The 18,646-nt window shown below is 73.7% G+C and carries 14 protein-coding genes; 8 read left to right on the top strand and 6 right to left on the bottom strand.

What is annotated here, in order from left to right; translation table 11 throughout:
• The first annotated feature begins 120 nt into the window (after nucleotides 1-120).
• Nucleotides 121-2,370 carry a hypothetical protein gene (locus ACIQ6R_RS12170; protein ID WP_404221354.1) on the top strand — a complete coding sequence of 750 codons (2,250 nt, stop codon included), beginning with the start codon at nucleotides 121-123 and terminating at the stop codon, nucleotides 2,368-2,370.
• 52 nt (nucleotides 2,371-2,422) lie between these two features.
• Here ACIQ6R_RS12170 and ACIQ6R_RS12165 read toward each other — a convergent pair whose 3' ends face one another.
• The 4 genes from ACIQ6R_RS12165 to ACIQ6R_RS12150 form a co-directional block, all read right to left on the bottom strand.
• Nucleotides 2,423-4,861, bottom strand: coding sequence for a right-handed parallel beta-helix repeat-containing protein (locus ACIQ6R_RS12165; RefSeq protein WP_404220607.1), 2,439 nt, complete (start codon nucleotides 4,859-4,861; stop codon nucleotides 2,423-2,425).
• A gap of 108 nt (nucleotides 4,862-4,969) precedes the next feature.
• Nucleotides 4,970-5,575: a hypothetical protein gene (locus tag ACIQ6R_RS12160; protein WP_404221352.1), complete on the bottom strand. Its 606-nt coding sequence runs from the start codon at nucleotides 5,573-5,575 to the stop codon at nucleotides 4,970-4,972.
• Nucleotides 5,576-5,796: 221 nt separating this feature from the next.
• A complete protein-coding gene (locus ACIQ6R_RS12155; protein ID WP_404220605.1) occupies nucleotides 5,797-6,624 on the bottom strand; it encodes an MOSC domain-containing protein in 828 nt (275 codons plus the stop codon).
• Between the two features lie 42 nt (nucleotides 6,625-6,666).
• Nucleotides 6,667-7,107 carry a DUF6643 family protein gene (locus ACIQ6R_RS12150; protein ID WP_404180252.1) on the bottom strand — a complete coding sequence of 147 codons (441 nt, stop codon included), beginning with the start codon at nucleotides 7,105-7,107 and terminating at the stop codon, nucleotides 6,667-6,669.
• A gap of 296 nt (nucleotides 7,108-7,403) precedes the next feature.
• Here ACIQ6R_RS12150 and ACIQ6R_RS12145 point away from each other — a divergent pair, with 296 nt between their 5' ends.
• Nucleotides 7,404-8,735, top strand: coding sequence for a TerD family protein (locus tag ACIQ6R_RS12145; protein WP_404221349.1), 1,332 nt, complete (start codon nucleotides 7,404-7,406; stop codon nucleotides 8,733-8,735).
• 17 nt (nucleotides 8,736-8,752) lie between these two features.
• Here ACIQ6R_RS12145 and ACIQ6R_RS12140 read toward each other — a convergent pair whose 3' ends face one another.
• On the bottom strand, nucleotides 8,753-9,961 hold the full coding sequence (locus tag ACIQ6R_RS12140; protein ID WP_404220603.1) for a glycosyltransferase: 1,209 nt from the start codon (nucleotides 9,959-9,961) through the stop codon (nucleotides 8,753-8,755).
• Nucleotides 9,962-10,000: 39 nt separating this feature from the next.
• On the opposite strand from ACIQ6R_RS12140, the gene ACIQ6R_RS12135 reads away from it, so the two are divergent.
• The 6 genes from ACIQ6R_RS12135 (at nucleotide 10,001) to ACIQ6R_RS12110 (ending at nucleotide 16,931) form a co-directional block, all read left to right on the top strand.
• A complete protein-coding gene (locus tag ACIQ6R_RS12135; protein WP_404180246.1) occupies nucleotides 10,001-10,786 on the top strand; it encodes a glutamate racemase in 786 nt (261 codons plus the stop codon).
• Between the two features lie 79 nt (nucleotides 10,787-10,865).
• Nucleotides 10,866-11,408 (top strand): hypothetical protein, encoded by a 543-nt coding sequence (locus ACIQ6R_RS12130; RefSeq protein WP_404180243.1) that lies wholly within the window; start codon nucleotides 10,866-10,868, stop codon nucleotides 11,406-11,408.
• A 422-nt stretch (nucleotides 11,409-11,830) separates the two neighbouring features.
• Nucleotides 11,831-13,444 carry an apolipoprotein N-acyltransferase gene (gene lnt / locus ACIQ6R_RS12125; protein ID WP_404180240.1) on the top strand — a complete coding sequence of 538 codons (1,614 nt, stop codon included), beginning with the start codon at nucleotides 11,831-11,833 and terminating at the stop codon, nucleotides 13,442-13,444.
• A 68-nt stretch (nucleotides 13,445-13,512) separates the two neighbouring features.
• Nucleotides 13,513-13,992, top strand: a complete 480-nt coding sequence (locus ACIQ6R_RS12120) for an NUDIX hydrolase (RefSeq protein ID WP_404220601.1) — start codon at nucleotides 13,513-13,515, stop codon at nucleotides 13,990-13,992.
• Nucleotides 13,993-14,047: 55 nt separating this feature from the next.
• Nucleotides 14,048-14,848 (top strand): 3-hydroxybutyrate dehydrogenase, encoded by an 801-nt coding sequence (locus tag ACIQ6R_RS12115; protein WP_404220599.1) that lies wholly within the window; start codon nucleotides 14,048-14,050, stop codon nucleotides 14,846-14,848.
• 100 nt (nucleotides 14,849-14,948) lie between these two features.
• Nucleotides 14,949-16,931, top strand: a complete 1,983-nt coding sequence (locus tag ACIQ6R_RS12110) for a helix-turn-helix domain-containing protein (protein WP_404220597.1) — start codon at nucleotides 14,949-14,951, stop codon at nucleotides 16,929-16,931.
• Between the two features lie 43 nt (nucleotides 16,932-16,974).
• On the opposite strand, the gene ACIQ6R_RS12105 is transcribed toward ACIQ6R_RS12110, so the two are convergent.
• Nucleotides 16,975-18,378: an MFS transporter gene (locus tag ACIQ6R_RS12105; protein WP_404220595.1), complete on the bottom strand. Its 1,404-nt coding sequence runs from the start codon at nucleotides 18,376-18,378 to the stop codon at nucleotides 16,975-16,977.
• Nucleotides 18,379-18,646: the final 268 nt, after the last annotated feature.

Raw genomic sequence — 18,646 nt, 5'->3', positions numbered from 1 at the left:
GACGGTACGGACGGAACACACGGTACGGACGGAACAGACGCAACAGAGGGGACGGACGGGAGAACCGGCACCGCCCTGGAACTCCTGGTCCACGGCGTGGGCGGCACGACACCCGCCGAGATGCTGGACGACCCGCGGACCGTGCGGATCACCGGCGACCACATCGCGGCCGTCTTCCGGCGCACCGAGGACGCCGACGCCGAGTCCCGGCCCGAGGACTACCGGGGCCGACCGGTCCCCGAGGCCTACGTCTGGTGCAACCTCACCTCCGGCAACGGCACCCGCGCCCTGTGGCTGCTGCTCCTGCCGTTCATGGTGGTCAACCTCGCCCACTGGATGCGGCCCACCGCGCACGGCCGGACCCGGACGGTCCGCCTGTACGGGCTGCTGGTGCGGTTGGCGGGGCTGACCTTGACGGTGCTGCTGATCGCCGGCGCCTGCGAGGTCGCCCTCGACCTCGTCGCCTGGCAGTGCGCGGGTACGCGCGCGTGCGCCGAGCGGCACTCCTGGCTGGGCTTCCTGTCGCCGGTGATGTCGGACGGCGGCTGGTGGAGCACGCCCGGCCGCAGGCTCGCCCTCGCGGCCGCCGTGCCCGCCGCGCTCACCGGCCTGCTGTGGTACCTGTCGCTGCGCACCTGGCGGGCGTACGAGTCCCAGCAGCCGATGGACCGCGAGGCCGACCCCGAGGAGGACCCCGCCCGCAGCGCCCTCGGCCGGCCCGGGTTCTGGTACGGACGCCGCCTGGTGGCCCGGCTGCGCGCCGCGCACACCGCCGCCGCCCTGCTGACGGTCGCCGCGGCGGTCGGCGCACCGGCGGCCCGCTTCGACCGCCGGCCGGGCGGACCGGCACTGCTCGACACCCTGGGCTGGGCCCTGGAGGCGGCGCTGGCCGCCGGGGCGGTCGCCGTGGTCGCGGTGGTCTGCCGCCGGGGCCGCAGCGAGAACCGCCTCGACCGGACACTCGACGAGCACCTCGTACGACGCCTGCCGCTCGCCGCCCTCGTCCTGTTCGTCCTCGCCCTGCTGTACGGCGGCTGGACCCGCCCGGAGTGGACGTCCGGCGGCCGGCTGCCGGGGGACATGACCTTCGGCGGCATCGCCCTGGTCCAGGGCCTGCTGGTCATCGCCCTCGCCGTGGTCGCCCACATCCTCCATCGCGGCCTCTCCGACGCCCGCGCCGCGATCCGCGGCCTCGGCGGCCCCGCCGTCGCCATGCTGGCCTGCGCGCTGGGCGGCGTGATGTCCGGCGGTGTCTCCCAGCGCGTGTCGGACTGGCTGGACGGTACCGGCACCTCCATCGACGGTCCGCCCGTCCTGCTGACCTGGCAGGCGTCCGTCATCCCGCCGCTGCTCGTCGTCGTCCTGCTGCTCTGCGCCGCACTCGCCCGGCACACCTGGCGTATGGCCCGCGCCGAACGGGACGCCGTGGAGGGCGACCACCCCGGGGAGGCCGGGGACCCGGGACGCACCCGGCGCATCGCGCTCACCCGCGCCCTGGCCACCCTCACCGACCGGGCACCCCTCCTCGTCGCCATCACCTCCGCCGCCACCCTGCTGCTGGGCGCCGGAGCACTGGTGGGCGCCCTGACCACCGACCAGGTGCCCGGTGACGTCACGCGCGGGACGTACGCCGTCGTGCACGGTGCCGCGCAGACCGCGCAGGCGCTGGGTTCCTGGCTCATCGGCCTCGGCTTCATACTGTTCGTCACCTGGGGCAGGCGCGCCTACAAGGACGCCTCCGCGCGGCGCACCATCGGCATCCTGTGGGACGTCGGCACCTTCTGGCCGCGCGCCGCCCACCCCTTCGCACCGCCCTGCTACGCCGAGCGCGCGGTGCCCGACCTGACCTGGCGCATGGCGACCTGGACCCGGGCCACCGGCGGGCGGCTGGTCATCTCCGGGCACTCGCAGGGCAGCGTCCTCGCCGCGGCGGCGGCCTGGCAGCTGGAGCCGTCGGCCCGCAAACGCGTCGCCCTGCTCACCTACGGCTCGCCGCTGGAGCGGCTGTACGGCCGCTGGTTCCCGGCCCACTTCGGACCGGCCGAGCTCTCCTCGCTGCACGAGGAGGTCGACTGCTGGCGCAACCTCTACCGGCGCACCGACCCCATCGGCGGCCCGATGCGGCTGCCCGGCGACTCGGGGCCCGCGGTCGACCGCGCACCCCTCAAGGACCCGCTCACCTACGGCCGCACCGAACTCCACCCGCTGCCCGCGCCGCTCCTCGGCCACTCCGACTACCAGGCCGACCCGGCCTTCGCCGAGGAGCGGCAGCGGCTGCTGGCCCGGCTGCGCCCGGAGGTGCCGGCGCCGCGCCAGACCGGCCGGGCGGCGTCCGTCCCGGCCGCGGACGGTGGACCCGAAGCCTGCTGAGAGGTCGGATCCGTACCCACCGGAGGCTCCGCCGCGGCCTCCGGTGGGCCCGTCACGGCAGCTCCGGCAGGTCCTCGGCGTACAGCAGGGTCAGGTCGTCCGTGCTGGGGTCGGAGACCTGGGCGACCCGGCTCGCGTGCCGCTCCACCATCGCCTCGAAGGTCTGCCGCGCGGTACGGCCGTTGCCGAAGGCCGGCCCCTTCGGGATCGCCGTGAAGTACTCCGTCAGCGCCTCGGCCGTGCCCGGCGCCAGCCGGTACTCGTGCTCGTCGGCCTGCTGCTCCACGATCCGCAGCAGCTCCTCGGGGCCGTAGTCGCCGAAGGTGATGGTCCGCGAGAAGCGGGAGGCGACCCCGGGGTTGACGGACAGGAAGCGTTCCATCTCCGCCGTGTACCCCGCGACGATCACCACGACCGAGTCCCGCTGGTCCTCCATCAGCTTCACCAGCGTGTCGATGGCCTCCTTGCCGAAGTCGCGGCCCGCGTCCTCCGGAGAGAGCGCGTACGCCTCGTCGATGAACAGCACGCCGCCGTGCGCCCGCTGGAAGGCCTCCTGGGTGCGGATCGCCGTGGAGCCGATGTGCTCGCCGACCAGGTCGACCCGGGACACCTCGACCAGGTGCCCCTTGTCCAGTACGCCCAGGGAGGCGAGGATCTCGCCGTACAGCCGGGCGACCGTCGTCTTGCCGGTGCCGGGGGAGCCGGTGAAGACCAGGTGGCGTTTGACCGACGCGGCCTTCAGGCCCGCCTGCTGCCGGCGCCGGCCCACCTCGATCATGTCGGTCAGCGCCCGGACCTCGCGCTTGACGCTGTCCAGGCCCACCAGCGCGTCCAGTTCGCCGAGGACGGCCTTGGAGGTGCGCGCCGGCTCCTCGGGCGCGGCGCCCGCGATCAGGGGCTCCTGCTCGGTGCTGCGCTGCCCGGGGATCGAGCCCAGCAGGCCGGGGGACTGGCTCACCGTCTGCACGACGGGCTCCGGCGCGGGGGGCGGCGTCAGACCGCCGCTCTCGTCGCTGGTGCAGTCCTCGACGAGCGGACCGGAGTCGTACGCCGTGTCCGGACCGCCGTCCGCGAACTCGTACCCGCCGCGCGCGCACCGCTCCGTACGGCACTTGCGCAGCGTCGTACGGCAGCCGTCGATCACGTGGAAGCCGTAGCCGGCGCTGCCGGTCACCCGGCAGTTCAGGAAGCTGCCGCGGCCGCCGGCCGACACGTAGACGCCCGCCTCCGAGGGGGAGTCGACCGTGCAGCGCTCGATGGTGGGGTCGGCGCCCTTGGTGACGATCACGCCGGTGCGGTTGCCGTCCAGGGTGCAGTTGTTCAGGGTGCCGCCGCTGCCGTGGTCGCGGAACCAGGCACCCGTGGCCGCGTCCCGGATGCGGCAGTCGTCGAGCTGCGCGGTGGCGCCGTCGCTCACCGACACCGCCGTGTTGCGCACCTGCGACAGGTCGCTGTCGACGACGTCCGCGCGCGACCCGCGGTCCAGGACGAACAGCGCGTCCGGCACGTCGTGCACCCGGCAGGAGTCGAGCACCGCGGTGGCGCCGTCACTGACCCAGACCGCCGGATAGTCGCCGGTACTGTCGAAGATCTCGCACTGGTTGGCGTCCACCCGCGTGCCCGGGTCCCACACCGACAGGCCGTTGCGGCCGAACTGCCGCACGGTGGTGCGGGTCAGGGTGAGGACGGAGCGGGAACGCAGGTCGACCGCGTTCTCCGGGATGTCGTGGATACGGCAGTCGGCGAGCGTGAGCACCGCGTCCGTGTCGAGCGTGACGCCGTCGCCGGTGGTGCGGTGCACGTCGCAGTCGGTCAGGTGCGCGGCGGCCCGGCCGGTGACCTGCACGCCGCTGCCCCGCACCTCGTAGACCTCGCAGCCCACGGCCTCCAGCGAGGACCCCTCGCCCGTGGCCGTCAGTCCGGAACCCGCGGCGTGGTGGACCCGGCAGCGCTCCAGCCGGGGGTGCGCGCCGGAGCGCACCGCGACGCCCGCCTGACCGGCCGAGACGACCTCGCACTCCTCGAACACCCCGCCCCCGCCGTCGAGAACGGCGATGCCGACACCCGCCGGATTGTCGACGGTGCAACGCCGCACCGTCGGCCGCGCGCTGCCGCGCACCTCTATCCCGGACGCGGAACGCGTGACCACCCGCAGATCCAGCAGCTCCGGCGTCCCGTCCTCCACGAGCACCGCGGGCGCCGCCGCGTCCTGGCCCTCCACGTGCAGGTCCTGGATCACCGCCGAGGCGCGCACGGTCAGCGGTACGCCGTCGACCGGCGCGATCCGTACCGAACCCTGGGTGCCCTCGGGCCCGCGCAGGGTCACCGCCCGCTGGACGACGAGGTTCTCCCGGTAGGTCCCGGGGGCGACGGTGAGGACGTCACCGTCGGCCGCGGCCTCCAGGGCGGCGGCGAGCGATGCGTACTCACCTGTGCGGCGCCGCCACCGCGAGGTGCCGGTGTGCGTCACCTGGACCGTGCCCTGTGCCATGGCGTTGCTGTGCCCCCACCTCGTCGTACGCGGGTTGTCGCCGATTGGGTTCGGCCGGTCCACCGTAGCGTGCGCACAGGTGGTGAGTTGACCGGAGGCGGAAGCCCGTCAACTGCCCGCGCCGGTCCTGCCCCAGTCCGGGCCCGCCCGTTCCCACTCCCGCTCCCAACGGGCGTACCTGCGGCGGACCATGTGCCACACGACGACCCGCCGGCCGGCCTCGACCAGGGCCGCGGCCACGACCGCGGCGCCGAGCCCGGCGAGCACGGCGTGCGTCGTCGCGGTCGCGGAGTCCAGTGGACGGGCCACCGTCCGGCCCTGTCCGTCCGTCCATATGGCGAAGCGGTCGCCGGGCTCCGGGGCGTCGACGCGCGCGGTGAGGGGGCCCTCGTGCCTCGAGCCGTCCGGCGCGGTCCAGTCGGCGAGGACACGGCTGCGCGGTCCCCCGGCGGACGCGCCGTCGGGGTCGACGGTCACCGGTGGACGCTCCAGAGCGCGGACCACGGTGGCCGTCACCCGGTGCCGGGACTCGTGCTGTTCGCGCACCGACCGCTGCATGGCGTCCTGTGCCGCGCCGCCCACGCGCGCACCGGCCAGGGGCGCCACGGACAGGATCAGCAGCAGTCCCGCCAGCGCCACCCACGCCTCGGCCAGGTCGGTCGCGCGGCACAGCGGATTGTGCCGCCAGCGCCAGAGTCCGCTGACCGCCCGCACGATCCGCACCCCCTTCCCGCTCCGTGCCGCCCCCGGTCGAGTCGTCCGTGCGCGGGCCGTCCGTGCGCGGGCCGGCCCGGGAGAGCGCGCCATCGCCTCTCGACGGGGCTCGCGGCCGGGTCCCTCATGAACGTCTCACGCATCCCAACGGGCGGGCGGTGGGCCCGGTTCCCAGGGCCCCCGACGTGTCCGGAACCCGCCCCCCGGAGGGAATCGGCATGTCACTCGACGATCCGCACCGGGTCGCCGACCCGGATCGTGCCGCGGCCGACCGGGATCAGGTTCTGCCCGAAGACCAGCTTGCCGTCGACGCGGCGGTGCCGCCCGAGGCTGTGCAGGGGCTCCCTGCCACGCTCGGCGGTGCCCTGGTCGGTCGTCGTCACCACACACCGCCCGCACGGCTTGGCGACCCGGAAGTCGACCTCGCCGACCGAGACGCGGGACCAGCCGTCCTCGGCCCACGCGTCGGTGCCGGAGACGACCACGTTCGGCCGGAAGCGGTTCATGGGCAGGGGGCCCTCGTCGGCGTGCTCGCCCTCGGCGATCAGGGAGTTGAGGGCGTCCAGGGAGGCCGTGCCGGCGAGCAGCAGCGGAAAGCCGTCGGCGAAGGAGACGGTCTCGCCCGCGAGCGCGTACCGCGGGTCCACGGGCCGGCGCGTGGCGGGATCGTCCAGGTACACCAGTCGTACGTCCGCGCCGAGGAAGGCGCTGCACCAGGCGTGCACGGCCTCCCCGTCCGCCGGGAGCGCCTCGACCTTGTCGCGGAAGATCTGCACCACGACCGTGCCCACCGCGCGAGGGACCGGCACCGTGAGCGGATCCCGGCCGGGCGCGGACAGCCGGACGCCGCCGCCGGGCAGTAGCTCGGCGGCGGCCAGGGCGAGGCGCGGCTGCTGGCGTTGTGTGACGACCTTTCCCCCGTCGTCGATCAGCATCCAGCGGCGGTCTCCGGTCAGCCCCCAGGGCTCCACGACGGCCTCCTGGAGCGCCAGGCTCCGGAACGCCTTGACCGGATGGACGTGGATCGACTGCAGCCGTGCGTTTCCCATGAGGTCATCGTGCCAGGCGGCACCGACAACGCCGGGGACGGCTCAGTAGCCGCGGTACTGCTGCTGGTTGTACGGGTCCTGATACGGCGCCGGGGCCGGCCGGGGGGCCGCGGGGCGCATCGCCTCGTATCCCGCGGGGCCGGGCGCGGCCGGGCGGTGCTGCTGCGGCTGCTGAGGACCGGGGTACCCGCGCGGCGCGGTCGCCTGGTGCGGGATGTACGCGGCGGGGGCCTGCTGCAGCGGGGCGGGCTGCGGCACCTGCTGCGGGTAGCCGTAGGAGGGCTGGGACGGGCCCGCCGGGAGGGCGGGCAGAGCCGACGGGAGCGCGGGCAGGTGGCTGCCCGGCGCGTCGTACGCGGCGGGGACCCGGATCGGGGCGATCTGCGGGGTGCCCCGCTCGGCCACGAGTGAGTCGTAGATCGGAGTGTCCGGGAAGGAGGCGGAGTAATAGCCGCCGCCATAAGTGGAGCGGGGGGAGGTCATGGCACATAAGTTAAGCCCACGATGTGCTGGTTGGGGAGACCGATAAGAGGGTTGTTTTCCGTGTCCGCGGTGACCCGGGATCCCCAATGTGAGCGAACTTGGCAAAATAGGGCATCGCACGGCGTGATCTTGCGGTAAAGGCCGAGTTCCAGGCGGGTTACCGGCGGTTGTCCGGGCGTCTTGCCGCACTCCTCGTCAGGGGCGGGCGGCGGGGGGAATAGGTTGGGCAGGGAAAACTTGGCGAACCGCCGGGACGCAGCCCGGTTCGGTGACACGTGATGGGGGCGGACATGTCAATGTCGAAAGGTTCCAACACCCCGGTGCCGACGACGGCGCTGCGGGTCGAACTGGGCTGGCGATCGGGCCCCGGCGTGCCCGACGCGGACGCCTCGGCTCTGCTCCTGGTGGCTGGGAAGGTGCGTTCCGACGCGGACTTCGTCTTCTACAACCAGTCGGCGCACTCCTCCGGCGCGGTCCGTCACGAGGGCAAGCGGGATGCCGGCGGCCGGGTGACCGACAGCCTGCTCGTCGACCTCGCGCGCGTGGAGCCCGCGATCGAGACCGTGATCGTGGCGGCCTCCTCGGACGGTGGATCGTTCGGGAAGGTCCCCGGTCTGTACATCGAGGTCCGCGACGCCGTACAGAACACGGTGGCGGCACGTTTCGACAACCCGGGCGCGACCGTGGAGACGGCCTTCGTGCTCGGCGAGTTCTACCGCCGCCAGGGCGCCTGGAAGTTCCGTGCCGTCGGCCAGGGCTACGACAGCGGGCTGGAGGGCCTGGCCACGGACTACGGCATCTCGGTGGACGAGCCGCAGCAGGCGGCCCCGGCCGTCCCGCCGGCGCCGCCCACCCCCGCGGTCACCGTGCCGCCGCCGGTACCCCCGGCCCCTCCCGCGACGCGGCCGGCCCCTCCCGCGCCGCAGCCGCCCGCCGCCACGCAGCCGCCCGCCGCCCCGCCGCCCCCGTCGGCACCCTCCGCGGAACCGGTCCGCCTGACCAAGGTCACGCTCACCAAGGCGGCACCCTCCGTCTCGCTGACCAAGCAGGGCGGCACCTCGGGCGCCATGCGCGTCAACCTCAACTGGCAGGTGCGCAAGCAGTTCTCGGGCTGGGCCCGCAAGCTCGGCCGCCCCGTCGCCACGCACGACGACCTCGACCTCGACCTCTGCTGCCTGTACGAACTCACCGACGGCAGCAAGGGAGTCGTCCAGGCCCTCGGCAACGCCTTCGGGTCCCTGCACCAGCCGCCGTTCATCCACCTCGACGGCGACGACCGCACCGGCGCCGTGACAAGCGGCGAGAACCTCACCGTCAACCTCGACCACAAGCAGTACTTCCGGCGCGTCCTCGTCTTCGTCACCATCTACCAGGGGGCGCGCTCCTTCGCCGACCTGCACGCCACGGTCACCCTCCAGCCGCAGCACGGCGCCCCGATCGACTTCTCGCTCGACGAGTGCACGGTGCCCTCGACGGTGTGCGCCCTCGCGCTGATCACCAACACAGGCAGCGACCTGGTCGTCCAGCGCGAGGCCCGCTACCTGGTGCCCGAACGCGGCGTGAGCCCGCAGCGAACGGTCGACTACGCCTACGGGTGGGGCATGAACTGGACCCCCGGCCGGAAGTGACCCCCCGGCCGGCGCGCTCAGCCCTCCTCGGGCACGGCGCCCGGACGGGTGTAGGTGCGGCCCTTCCACGCCGCACCGCGCCCTCTGTAGTGCCGCACCGCCGAGTCGACCGTCATGAGGAGGTACAGGAACGCGGTGAACGGCAGCAGCACAGCGAGCCACAGCGGCTGCCCGTAGTAGCGCACCATCGGCACGTACGTCCCCGCCATCACCAGCCAGGCGGCGGCGCCGAGGAGGGCCGTCGCCGCGCTCCCCGTCGCCGCACCCACGACCACCGACGCCGGCGGCACCAGATACACCAGCACCAGGCCGACGACCGTTGCGGCGAGTACGAGCGGGTGGTGCCGCAGTTGCGCGTACGCGCTGCGCGAGACCATGCGCCACAGATCGCCCAACCGCGGATACGGACGCACACTGTCCACCCGGTCGGCCAGGCCCAGCCAGACGCGGCCGCCGTCGCCCTTGACCGCCCGGGCCAGGGCCACGTCGTCGATGACGGCATGCCGGATGGCATCCGGGATCCGCGCCCGTTCGGCGGTCTCGGCGCGCAGCAGCACGCAGCCGCCCGCCGCTGCCGCCGTTCCCCCCTTTCCGCCGATCCACCGGAACGGGTACAGCTGCGCGAAGAAGTAGACGAAGGCCGGCACCACGAGCCGCTCCCACACGCTCGCCACCCGCAACCGGGCCATCTGCGAGACGACGTCGAGACCGCCCGTGCGGGCAGCCGCCACCAGCCGGCGCAGACTGTCCGGCGCGTGGGCGATGTCGGCGTCGGTCAGCAGCAGGTACTCGGGCTCACGCGCGCGTGTCAGGTCGATGCCGTGCCGCACCGCCCACAGCTTGCCCGTCCAGCCGACGGGGGGTTCCCCGGGCGAGGCCACGGTGAGGGGCAGACCCTCATGCCGCCGGGCCAGCTCGCACGCCAGCTCACCCGTGCCGTCCGTGCTGCCGTCGTCGATCAGGAAGACCTCCGCCCGCCCCGGATAGTCCTGGGCGAGCAGCGACGGCAGGCTCGCCGGCAGGACCGCCGCCTCGTCGCGCGCCGGTACGACGACGCACACGGAGGGCCAGGCGCCGGGTTCCTCCAGGGCCGGCAGTCTGACGTCCGTGCGCCAGAAGAAGCCCCGGGCGAGCAGCAGCCACAGCCAGGCGGCGAGGGACAGGGCGGGCACGACGGTCACGGGCGAGGTCCACGCATCGGCGCTCACGTGCGCAGTCTGCCCCACGACAGGGGCCCGCGGCGGCGCATCGTCTATGGTGGCCGGGTGAAGATCGCGCTCATGGACTCCGGAATCGGTCTGCTGGCGGCCACCGCCGCGGTACGGCGCCTGCGGCCGGACGCCGATCTCATCCTCTCCCTGGACCCCGACGGCATGCCCTGGGGCCCGCGCACCACCGAGGACCTGACCGCGCGGGCACTCGCCGTCGCCGAGGCCGCCGCCGCGTACCGTCCGGACGCCCTGATCGTCGGCTGCAACACCGCCAGCGTGCACGCGCTGCCCACGCTGCGCGCCCGGCTGGAGCCCACGCTGCCGGTCATCGGCACCGTCCCGGCGATCAAGCCCGCCGCGGCCGGTGGCGGTCCCGTGGCGATCTGGGCGACGCCCGCCACCACCGGCAGCCCCTACCAGCGCGGTCTCATCGAGGAGTTCGCCGGTGACGCGACGGTCACCGAGGTGCCGTGCCCGGGGCTCGCCGACGCCGTCGAGTACGCGGACGAGAGCGCGATCACCGCGGCGGTCGCCGCCGCGGCCGCCCTGACACCCGATGCGGTGACGACCGTCGTCCTGGGCTGCACCCACTACGAACTGGTCGCCGAACGCATCCGCGCCGCCGTTCAGCGCCCCGGCGCCCCGCGCCTCGTCCTGCACGGCTCCGCCGGTGCGGTCGCCGCCCAGGCGCTGCGCCGGATCGGCGCCCGCCCTGACCCCGGGGCCCCGGCCGAGGGCACCCTCACCGTGCTGCTGAGCGGACGCGAGGGCACGCTGCCCGCGCCCGCGCTGGCCTACGACGAGGGCCGGCTCCTGCGAGCGGTCACACCCGCGCGCTGACCGGCGGGCGCGCCCGGTCGGCCCAGTCACACCGTGCGACGAGGTACCCGCGCAGCGAAACCTGAGTAACCTCTTGTCCATGAGGCATCGCCACGGCGAGACCATCCCCCAGCCGGACGTCTGGACCGGACGTGCCACCAACCGGGTCCAGTGGCTTCTGGCGCTCATCGGCGCCGCCTGCATGGCGCTCGGCATCGCGCTGGCCGTCGAATCGGCCTGGGAGTCCGGCGTCGCCCCGCTGGCGATGGCGGTCGTCGGCTGCATCGCGGCGGGACTGTTGGTCCTCTTCGGCACGCTGGCGTTCGTGCACGTCGCCCTGAGAGTCGACGAGGAGTGCCTCGAAGTGCGCTGCGGCCACATCGGCGTGCCCCGTCGCCGCATCCCCCTCTCGCACGTCGCGGGCGCCGAGTTCGCCCCGTGCGTCACCCCGCGTCACTGGGGCGGCTGGGGCTACCGCTGGCGGCCGGAGAAGGGCACCGCGGTCGTCGTGCGGCGCGGGGAGGGCGTGGTCCTGCGCCTGTGGGACGGCCACACCTTCACGATCACCGTGGACGACGCCGAAGCGGCTGTCCAGGTCATCAAGGACCGACTGCGTCCGAAGACTCCCGGCTCCGCGCACTGAGGGGCGCGGAGCGCCACCGAACCGCGCGCGGTACCGGCTCCGGCTCCAGCACGCCCTCCGGGAGCCCGTCCCGCGCGGCGGCTGTGGTCAGACCAGGTGGCGCGGGCCCCGAGGATCACCACTCTCGCCGTGTCCGCACCGCTCCGTGTGCCGCCGTCCGCGTCCGGACCGGCCGCGGACGGCGTTCCCCCTCGAACCCACCGCGTCCCCCGCCCTTGTCGCCCCCGACCTGACGGGCCCCGGCCATCCGGCCGGCCCGGGCCGACGACTGAGGCTCCGGCACACCGTAACGGCAGGTCGGCGGAGTGCGGACCGCTCGGCACCGGATGTGCCGGAACGACGCGGCTTCCGGCCGTCGGGGCCACGCGGCGACCTCCGACCGTGCTGTCGGCGGCGCGGTCGCCCGCCGTACACTCCGGGGGGTGACAGCCACCGCAACCTCCGTCGGCGAGTCGGACCGGACGCGGCCGCAGGCCACGCGCGCCTCGCGCGTCGCCGCGCGGCTCCCGCGCCTCCTCCCGGCCGCCGCCGCCGCGCTCTCCGGAGTGCTGCTCTACGTCAGCTTCCCGCCGCGCACTCTGTGGTGGCTGGCCCCGCCCGCCTTCGCCGTCTTCGGCTGGGTGCTGCGCGGCCGCGGCTGGAAGGCGGGGCTCGGCCTCGGCTACCTCTTCGGCCTCGGCTTCCTGCTGCCGCTGCTGGTGTGGACCGGCGTGGAGGTCGGCCCCGGCCCCTGGCTCGCCCTGGTCGCGATCGAGGCGCTCTTCGTCGCGTTGGTCGGCGCGGGCGTCGCCGCCGTGTCGAAGCTGCCGGCCTGGCCCGTGTGGGGGGCGGCGCTGTGGATCGCGGGAGAGGCCGCCCGCGCGCGTGTGCCCTTCGAGGGCTTCCCCTGGGGCAAGATCGCCTTCGGGCAGGCGGACGGCGTGTTCCTGCCGCTCGCCGCGGTCGGCGGCACACCGGTACTCGGGTTCGCGGTCGTCCTGTGCGGCTTCGGCCTCTGCGAGGCCGTACGCCTGGCCACCCTGGCGCGCCGCACCCGAGAGGTGCGGCGGGGCGCGGCGGCGGTGGCCCTCCTCAGCGTGGCCGTACCCGTCGTGGGCGCCGTGGCGGCCCGGCCACTGGTCAGCGACAAGGCGGAGGACGGCACCGCGACCGTCGCCGTGATCCAGGGCAACGTGCCGCGCGCGGGCCTCGACTTCAACGCCCAGCGGCGGGCCGTACTCGACTACCACGCGCGCGAGACGGAACGCCTGGCCGCCGAGGTCGAGGCCGGCAAGGTGGACCGGCCCGACTTCGTGCTCTGGCCGGAGAACTCCTCGGACATCGACCCGTTCGCCAACGCCGACGCGCGGCTGGTCATCGACCGGGCCGCCAAGGCGATCGGCGCGCCCATCTCCGTCGGCGGCGTGGTGGAACGCGACGGCGAACTGCTCAACGAGCAGATCCTGTGGGACCCGGACAAGGGGCCCGTGGACACCTACGACAAGCGGCAGATCCAGCCGTTCGGCGAGTACCTACCGCTGCGCTCTCTCATCGGGGCGATCAACGACGAGTGGACCTCCATGGTCAGCCAGGACTTCAGCCGGGGCACCGAACCCGGCGTGTTCACCATGGCCGGCACCGAGGTCGGGCTCGTCACCTGCTACGAGGCCGCCTTCGACTGGGCGGTGCGCTCCGAGGTCACCGACGGCGCCCAGATGATCTCCGTGCCCAGCAACAACGCGACGTTCGACCGCAGCGAGATGACCTACCAGCAGCTCGCCATGTCCCGCATCCGCGCGGTCGAGCACAGCCGGACCGTCACCGTGCCGGTGACCAGCGGTGTCAGTGCGATCATCATGCCGGACGGGAGGATCACCCAGAGGACCGGCATGTTCGTGGCGGACTCCCTGGTCCAGGAGGTGCCCCTGCGTTCCTCCGAGACGCCCGCCACCCGGCTGGGTGTGGTGCCCGAGATCGCCCTGGTACTGGTCGCGGCCGGCGGGCTCGGCTGGGCCGTCGGCGCCGGTGTGCGCGGCCGGCGCGCCCGTGGCGTGTAGCCGTACGCCCGCCGCACGCCCTGCGGCCTCTCCCGGAGTGGCCCGACCGGCCCGTTAAGGTCGTGCGCATGGCTACTCCCGACTTCATCCGAGACCTGCGCGTCTCGGCCGGACACCAGCTGCTGTGGCTCCCCGGAGTCACCGCCGTTGTCTTCGACGACGCGGGCAGGGTGCTGCTGAACCGGCGTGCCGACAACCGGCGCTGGTCACTGATCGGCGGCATCCCGGAACCGGGAGAGCAGCCCGCGGCCTGCGCCGTGCGCGAGGTCGAGGAGGAGACGGCCGTACGGTGCGTCGTCGAGCGGGTGGTCCTCGTGCAGGCGCTGGACCCGGTCACCTACGACAACGGTGACGTCTGCCAGTACATGGACATCACCTTCCGCTGCCGGGCCGTCGGCGGCGAGGCCCGGGTCAACGACGACGAGTCGCTGGACGTGGGCTGGTTCGCGGTGGACGCCCTGCCGGACCTCAGGGAGTTCGGGCAGGCCCGGGTCAAGCAGGCGCTGTCCGACGCACCCACATGGTTTGACCCCACTGGTTCCGGCTGAAGTATGGGGCGTGCCCACATGGGGGGTGTGATGGAGGCTGCCTAGGGTCGGGGACATGACCTCGCCCAGTGTCCTCCCGGCCCCCCACGCCTCCTCGCTCGACCTCGGCGGCCGTACCGCCCTCGTCACCGGCGCCGCCGGCGGCATCGGCCGTGCCTGTGCGCAGCGGCTGGCCGCCGCCGGGGCCGAGGTCAGAGCGGTCGACCGGGACTCCGCCGGGCTGGACGCGCTCGCCGAGAGCTGCGGGGGCCTCGCGGGCAGCGTCGAACCCCACGTCCTGGACCTGACCGACCTGGACGCCGCCGAGCTCGTCGCCGCCGGGACCGACATCCTCGTCAACAACGCCGGGCTGCAGTTGGTACGGCCCATCGAGGAGTTCCCACCGGACGTCTTCCACACCGTGCTCACCGTGATGCTGGAGGCCCCCTTCCGCCTCATCCGCGGGGCCCTGCCCCACATGTACGGGCAGGGCTGGGGCCGTATCGTCAACATCTCCTCCGTCCACGGTCTGCGTGCCTCGCCCTACAAGGCGGCCTACGTCTCCGCCAAGCACGGGCTGGAGGGTCTGTCCAAGACCGCCGCCCTCGAAGGCGCCGCCCACGGCGTCACCTCCAACTGCGTGAGCCCCTCCTACGTGCGCACCCCGCTCGTCGAGAAGCAGATCACCGACCAGGCCCGGGCCCACGGCATCCCCGAGGAGCAGGTGCTGACCGACGTACTGCTGCGGGACAGCGCCCTGCGCCGGCTCATCGAACCGGAGGAGGTCGCCGACGCCGTGGCCTACCTGTGCGGCCCGCAGGCGTCCTTCGTCACCGGCACCTCACTCGTTCTGGACGGCGGCTGGACCGCGCACTGACCAGGGTGGCGGCCCACTCACCGAGCCGGGTGGTGCCCCCGGCGGCCGGGGTTTTCCACAGGGCTGCCGGGACGACCGTGCGATGGGGAATCCTGTGAGCATGTCCCGCGATCACGTGCAGTCCGCCGAACGCTTCGCCCACGATGCCGGAGCGCCGCTCGGCGACGCCGACGACCCCGGTGACGCCGTGGACCGGGCCGCCGTCGAGACGCCGTTCCTGGAGCTGCTGGCCCGGGGCGCGTCCGCCGACGCGTACGAGCAGCCGGTGCTGCTCGCCCGCGCCGAGGGAGGACCGGCCGAGCGGATCACCGCGCTCGAACAGGCGAAGAACCTCGCCCTGCGCGTGCGCTCCGAGCTGGAGGGCCGGCGCAGGCGTGAGGCCGAGCTGTCCGCGCTGTTCGAGACGGCCCACGACCTCGCCGGTCTGCGTGACCTGGACGCGGTCCTGCGCGCGATCGTGCAGCGGGCCCGCTCGCTGCTCGGCACCGACGTGGCCTACCTCAGCCTCAACGACACGGCCCGCGGCGACACCTACATGCGCGTCACCGAGGGCTCGGTCGCGGCCCGCTTCCAGCAGCTGCGGCTCGGCATGGGAGAGGGGCTCGGCGGCCTCGTCGCCCAGACCGCCCGCCCCTACGTCACCGACGACTACTTCAAGGACGCCCGCTTCCAGCACACCCGGACCATCGACGCGGGCGTACGCGACGAGGGCCTGGTCGCCATCCTCGGCGTGCCCCTCATGCTCGGCCACCACGTCATCGGCGTGCTCTTCGCCGCGGACCGGCGCGCCCGCGTCTTCGAACGCGAGCAGATCGCCCTGCTGGGCTCCTTCGCCGCTCTCGCGGCAGCCGCCATCGACACCGCGAACCTGCTCGCCGAGACCCGCTCGGCCCTCGCCGGCCTGGAGCGGGCCAACGAGATCATCCGGGACCGCAGCGGCGTCATCGAGCGCGCCTCGGACGTCCACGACCGGCTCGCCGAGCTCGTCCTGCGCGGCGGTGGTGTCCATGACGTGGCCGCCGCCGTCTCCCAGGTCCTGGCCGGCACCGTCGAGTTCGCCGAGGCCGCCTCGGCGCCGCCGCGCGCCCTGGAGACATCCCGCGCCGAGGGGCACGCGGTGCGGCACGAGGACGACTGGATCGCCGCCGTCGCCGCCGGCGACGAGTTGCTCGGCGCCCTCGTACTGCGCGGCCACCCCGGGCTCGACCCCGTCGACCAGCTCACCCTGGAACGCGCCGCGATGGTCACCTCCCTGCTGCTGCTCGCACGGCGCTCCGCCGCCGAGGCCGAACAGCGCGTCCGCGGCGAGCTGCTGGACGACCTGCTCGACGCCCGCGACCGAGACCCGCGCCTGCTGGGCGACCGCGCCCGACGGCTGCGCGCCGACCTGGACGCCACCCACGTCGTGCTCGCCGCCCGTCTCGACGCCACCGCGTCCGACGCCGATCAGGAGGCGGACGCGCGCAGACGTCTTTGGGCCGCCGCCTCCCACCTCGCGGCGACCCGGCACGGCCTGGCCGCCGCCCGTGACGGCGGTACCGTACTGCTGCTGCCCTTGACCGCGGGGGACGGTGCCACGGAACTGGCCCGCCGTACCGCCCGCCAGCTGGGCACGGCCGTCCACGAGGCCGTCACCGTCGGCGCCTCCGCCCCCGTGGAGGAGCTCGCCGCCCACCCCGACGCCGTGGCCGCCGCCTACACCGAGGCCCGGCGCTGCCTCGACGCCCTGCGCCTGCTGGGCCGCTCCGGGGACGGCGCCGCCGCCGAGGACTTCGGATTCCTGGGCCTGCTCCTGGCCGGGGACCAGAACGTCTCCGGCTTCGTCGAGCGCACCATCGGCCAGGTCGTGGCCTACGACGAGCGGCGCGGCACCGAACTCCTGCGCACGCTCGACGCGTACTTCGCCTGCGGCATGAGCCCCGCCCGCACCAAGGACGCCCTGCACGTCCACGTGAACACGGTCGCCCAGCGCCTCGAACGCGTCGGCCGCCTCCTGGGCGACGACTGGCAGAGCCCCGACCGCGCACTGGAGATACAACTGGCCCTGAGGCTGCATCGGTTGTCGGCCCCGGCACAGCACTGACCCCCGTACGCGCGGGCGTACGGGGGCCGGTGGCAGGGGCGGGTCAGAGAGTGCGCGCCCCCGGCGCCCCGGAGGTGCTGCCCTCGGCCTCCTTCATGGCCCCGTCCCTGTCCGCGTCCTCGGGGGAGGACATGACCTCGTTGAGGTCCCGGTGTCGGGTCTCCTTCGCCACGCCCACCGCGATCAGCGTCAGGAAGACCGCGGCGATGACGTAGAGGGAGATCGGGGTGGAGCTGTCGTACTTGTCCAGCAGCGCGGTGGCGATCAGCGGCGCCGGGGCGCCGGCCGCCACGGAGGCGAACTGCGCGCCGATGGACGCACCCGAGTAGCGCATCCGGGTCGCGAACATCTCGGAGAAGAACGCCGCCTGGGGCGCGTACATCGCGCCGTGCATCACCAGTCCCACGGTCACCGCGAGGAGCAGGCTGCCGAAGTCACCGGTGTCGATCAGCGTGAAGAACGGGAACATCCAGAGCCCGACACCGGCCGCGCCCAGCAGATACACCGGACGCCGGCCGATCCGGTCCGACAGCGCCCCCCAGGCAGGGATGACCGCGAAGTGCACGGCCGAGGCGATCAGTACCGTGTTGAGCGCGCTCTGCTTGGAGACGTCGGCGGCGGTGGTGGCGTAGACGAGGATGAAAGCCGTGATGACGTAGTAGCTGATGTTCTCCGCCATCCGCGCGCCCATCGCGATCAGCACGTCACGCCAGTGGTGCCGCAGCACGGCGACCAGCGGGAGCGGCTCCGCCTTCGCCCGGCGCGTCTCGGCCTGCGCCAACGCCTGCTTGAAGACGGGCGATTCATCGACGGACAGACGAATCCACAAACCGACCATGACCAGCACTCCGGAGAGCAGGAACGGTATCCGCCAGCCCCAGCTGTTGAACGCGGAGTCCGACAGCACGGCCGTCAGCAGCGACAGCACGCCGGTCGCCAGCAACTGCCCCGCCGGCGCCCCGGTCTGCGGCCAGGACGCCCAGAACCCGCGCCGCCGCGCGTCCCCGTGCTCCGACACCAGCAGCACGGCCCCGCCCCACTCTCCGCCGAGCGCGAAGCCCTGGACGAGTCGCAGCACGGTCAGCAGCACGGGAGCGGCCGTGCCGATGGTCGCGTGCGTGGGCAGCAACCCGATCGCGAAGGTCGCCCCGCCCATCATCAACAGGCTCAGCACCAGCAGCTTCTTGCGCCCGAGCCGGTCACCGTAGTGCCCGAACACCAGCGCCCCCAGCGGACGCGCGGCGAAACCGACGGCATACGTCAGGAACGACAGCAGCGTGCCGACCAGCGGGTCGGAGTCCGGGAAGAACAGCTTGTTGAAGACGAGAGCGGCGGCGGAGCCGTAGAGGAAGAAGTCGTACCACTCGATGGTGGTGCCGATGAGGGACGCGGCGACGATGCGCTTGAGCTTGTTCTGTTCTGGTGGAGCGGTTGCGGGCGACGACATCGGCACCACTTCCTGGGGTGTGACGGGGACGTTTGCGTGTCGCCACACCGTAGGAATCCGCAGGTCAGGCGCACATGTGGTGGGGCAACATAGTTAGAGGGTGGGCTATGCGCGGGGCCACCATGCCAGCTCGTCGAAAGGCCGTTCAGGGGATCGGTGATGTCGAAACGAGTGCTGTCCGGGACGCGTATTTCAGGGTGATGCGGCCGCGCCCAGCGTCTTCGGAAGGTGGCGGCGGCCGGGCGCGTCGGACGACGCGGACCGCTGG

The organism is Streptomyces sp. NPDC096048, assembly GCF_044763415.1.
GTDB lineage: Bacteria > Actinomycetota > Actinomycetes > Streptomycetales > Streptomycetaceae > Streptomyces.
The sequence above is the reverse complement of the archived record's forward strand: the minus strand, read 5'-3'. Positions and strand labels throughout refer to the sequence as shown.

Coding starts and splice junctions, on each gene's coding strand:
- ACIQ6R_RS12105 (WP_404220595.1), bottom strand. CDS start 18,378: ATGTCGTCGCCCGCAACCGCTCCACCAGAACAGAACAAGCTCAAGCGC.
- ACIQ6R_RS12155 (WP_404220605.1), bottom strand. CDS start 6,624: ATGGGAAACGCACGGCTGCAGTCGATCCACGTCCATCCGGTCAAGGCG.
- ACIQ6R_RS12115 (WP_404220599.1), top strand. CDS start 14,048: ATGACCTCGCCCAGTGTCCTCCCGGCCCCCCACGCCTCCTCGCTCGAC.
- ACIQ6R_RS12120 (WP_404220601.1), top strand. CDS start 13,513: ATGGCTACTCCCGACTTCATCCGAGACCTGCGCGTCTCGGCCGGACAC.
- ACIQ6R_RS12165 (WP_404220607.1), bottom strand. CDS start 4,861: ATGGCACAGGGCACGGTCCAGGTGACGCACACCGGCACCTCGCGGTGG.
- ACIQ6R_RS12150 (WP_404180252.1), bottom strand. CDS start 7,107: ATGACCTCCCCCCGCTCCACTTATGGCGGCGGCTATTACTCCGCCTCC.
- ACIQ6R_RS12110 (WP_404220597.1), top strand. CDS start 14,949: ATGTCCCGCGATCACGTGCAGTCCGCCGAACGCTTCGCCCACGATGCC.
- ACIQ6R_RS12130 (WP_404180243.1), top strand. CDS start 10,866: ATGAGGCATCGCCACGGCGAGACCATCCCCCAGCCGGACGTCTGGACC.
- ACIQ6R_RS12170 (WP_404221354.1), top strand. CDS start 121: ATGCTGGACGACCCGCGGACCGTGCGGATCACCGGCGACCACATCGCG.
- ACIQ6R_RS12145 (WP_404221349.1), top strand. CDS start 7,404: ATGTCGAAAGGTTCCAACACCCCGGTGCCGACGACGGCGCTGCGGGTC.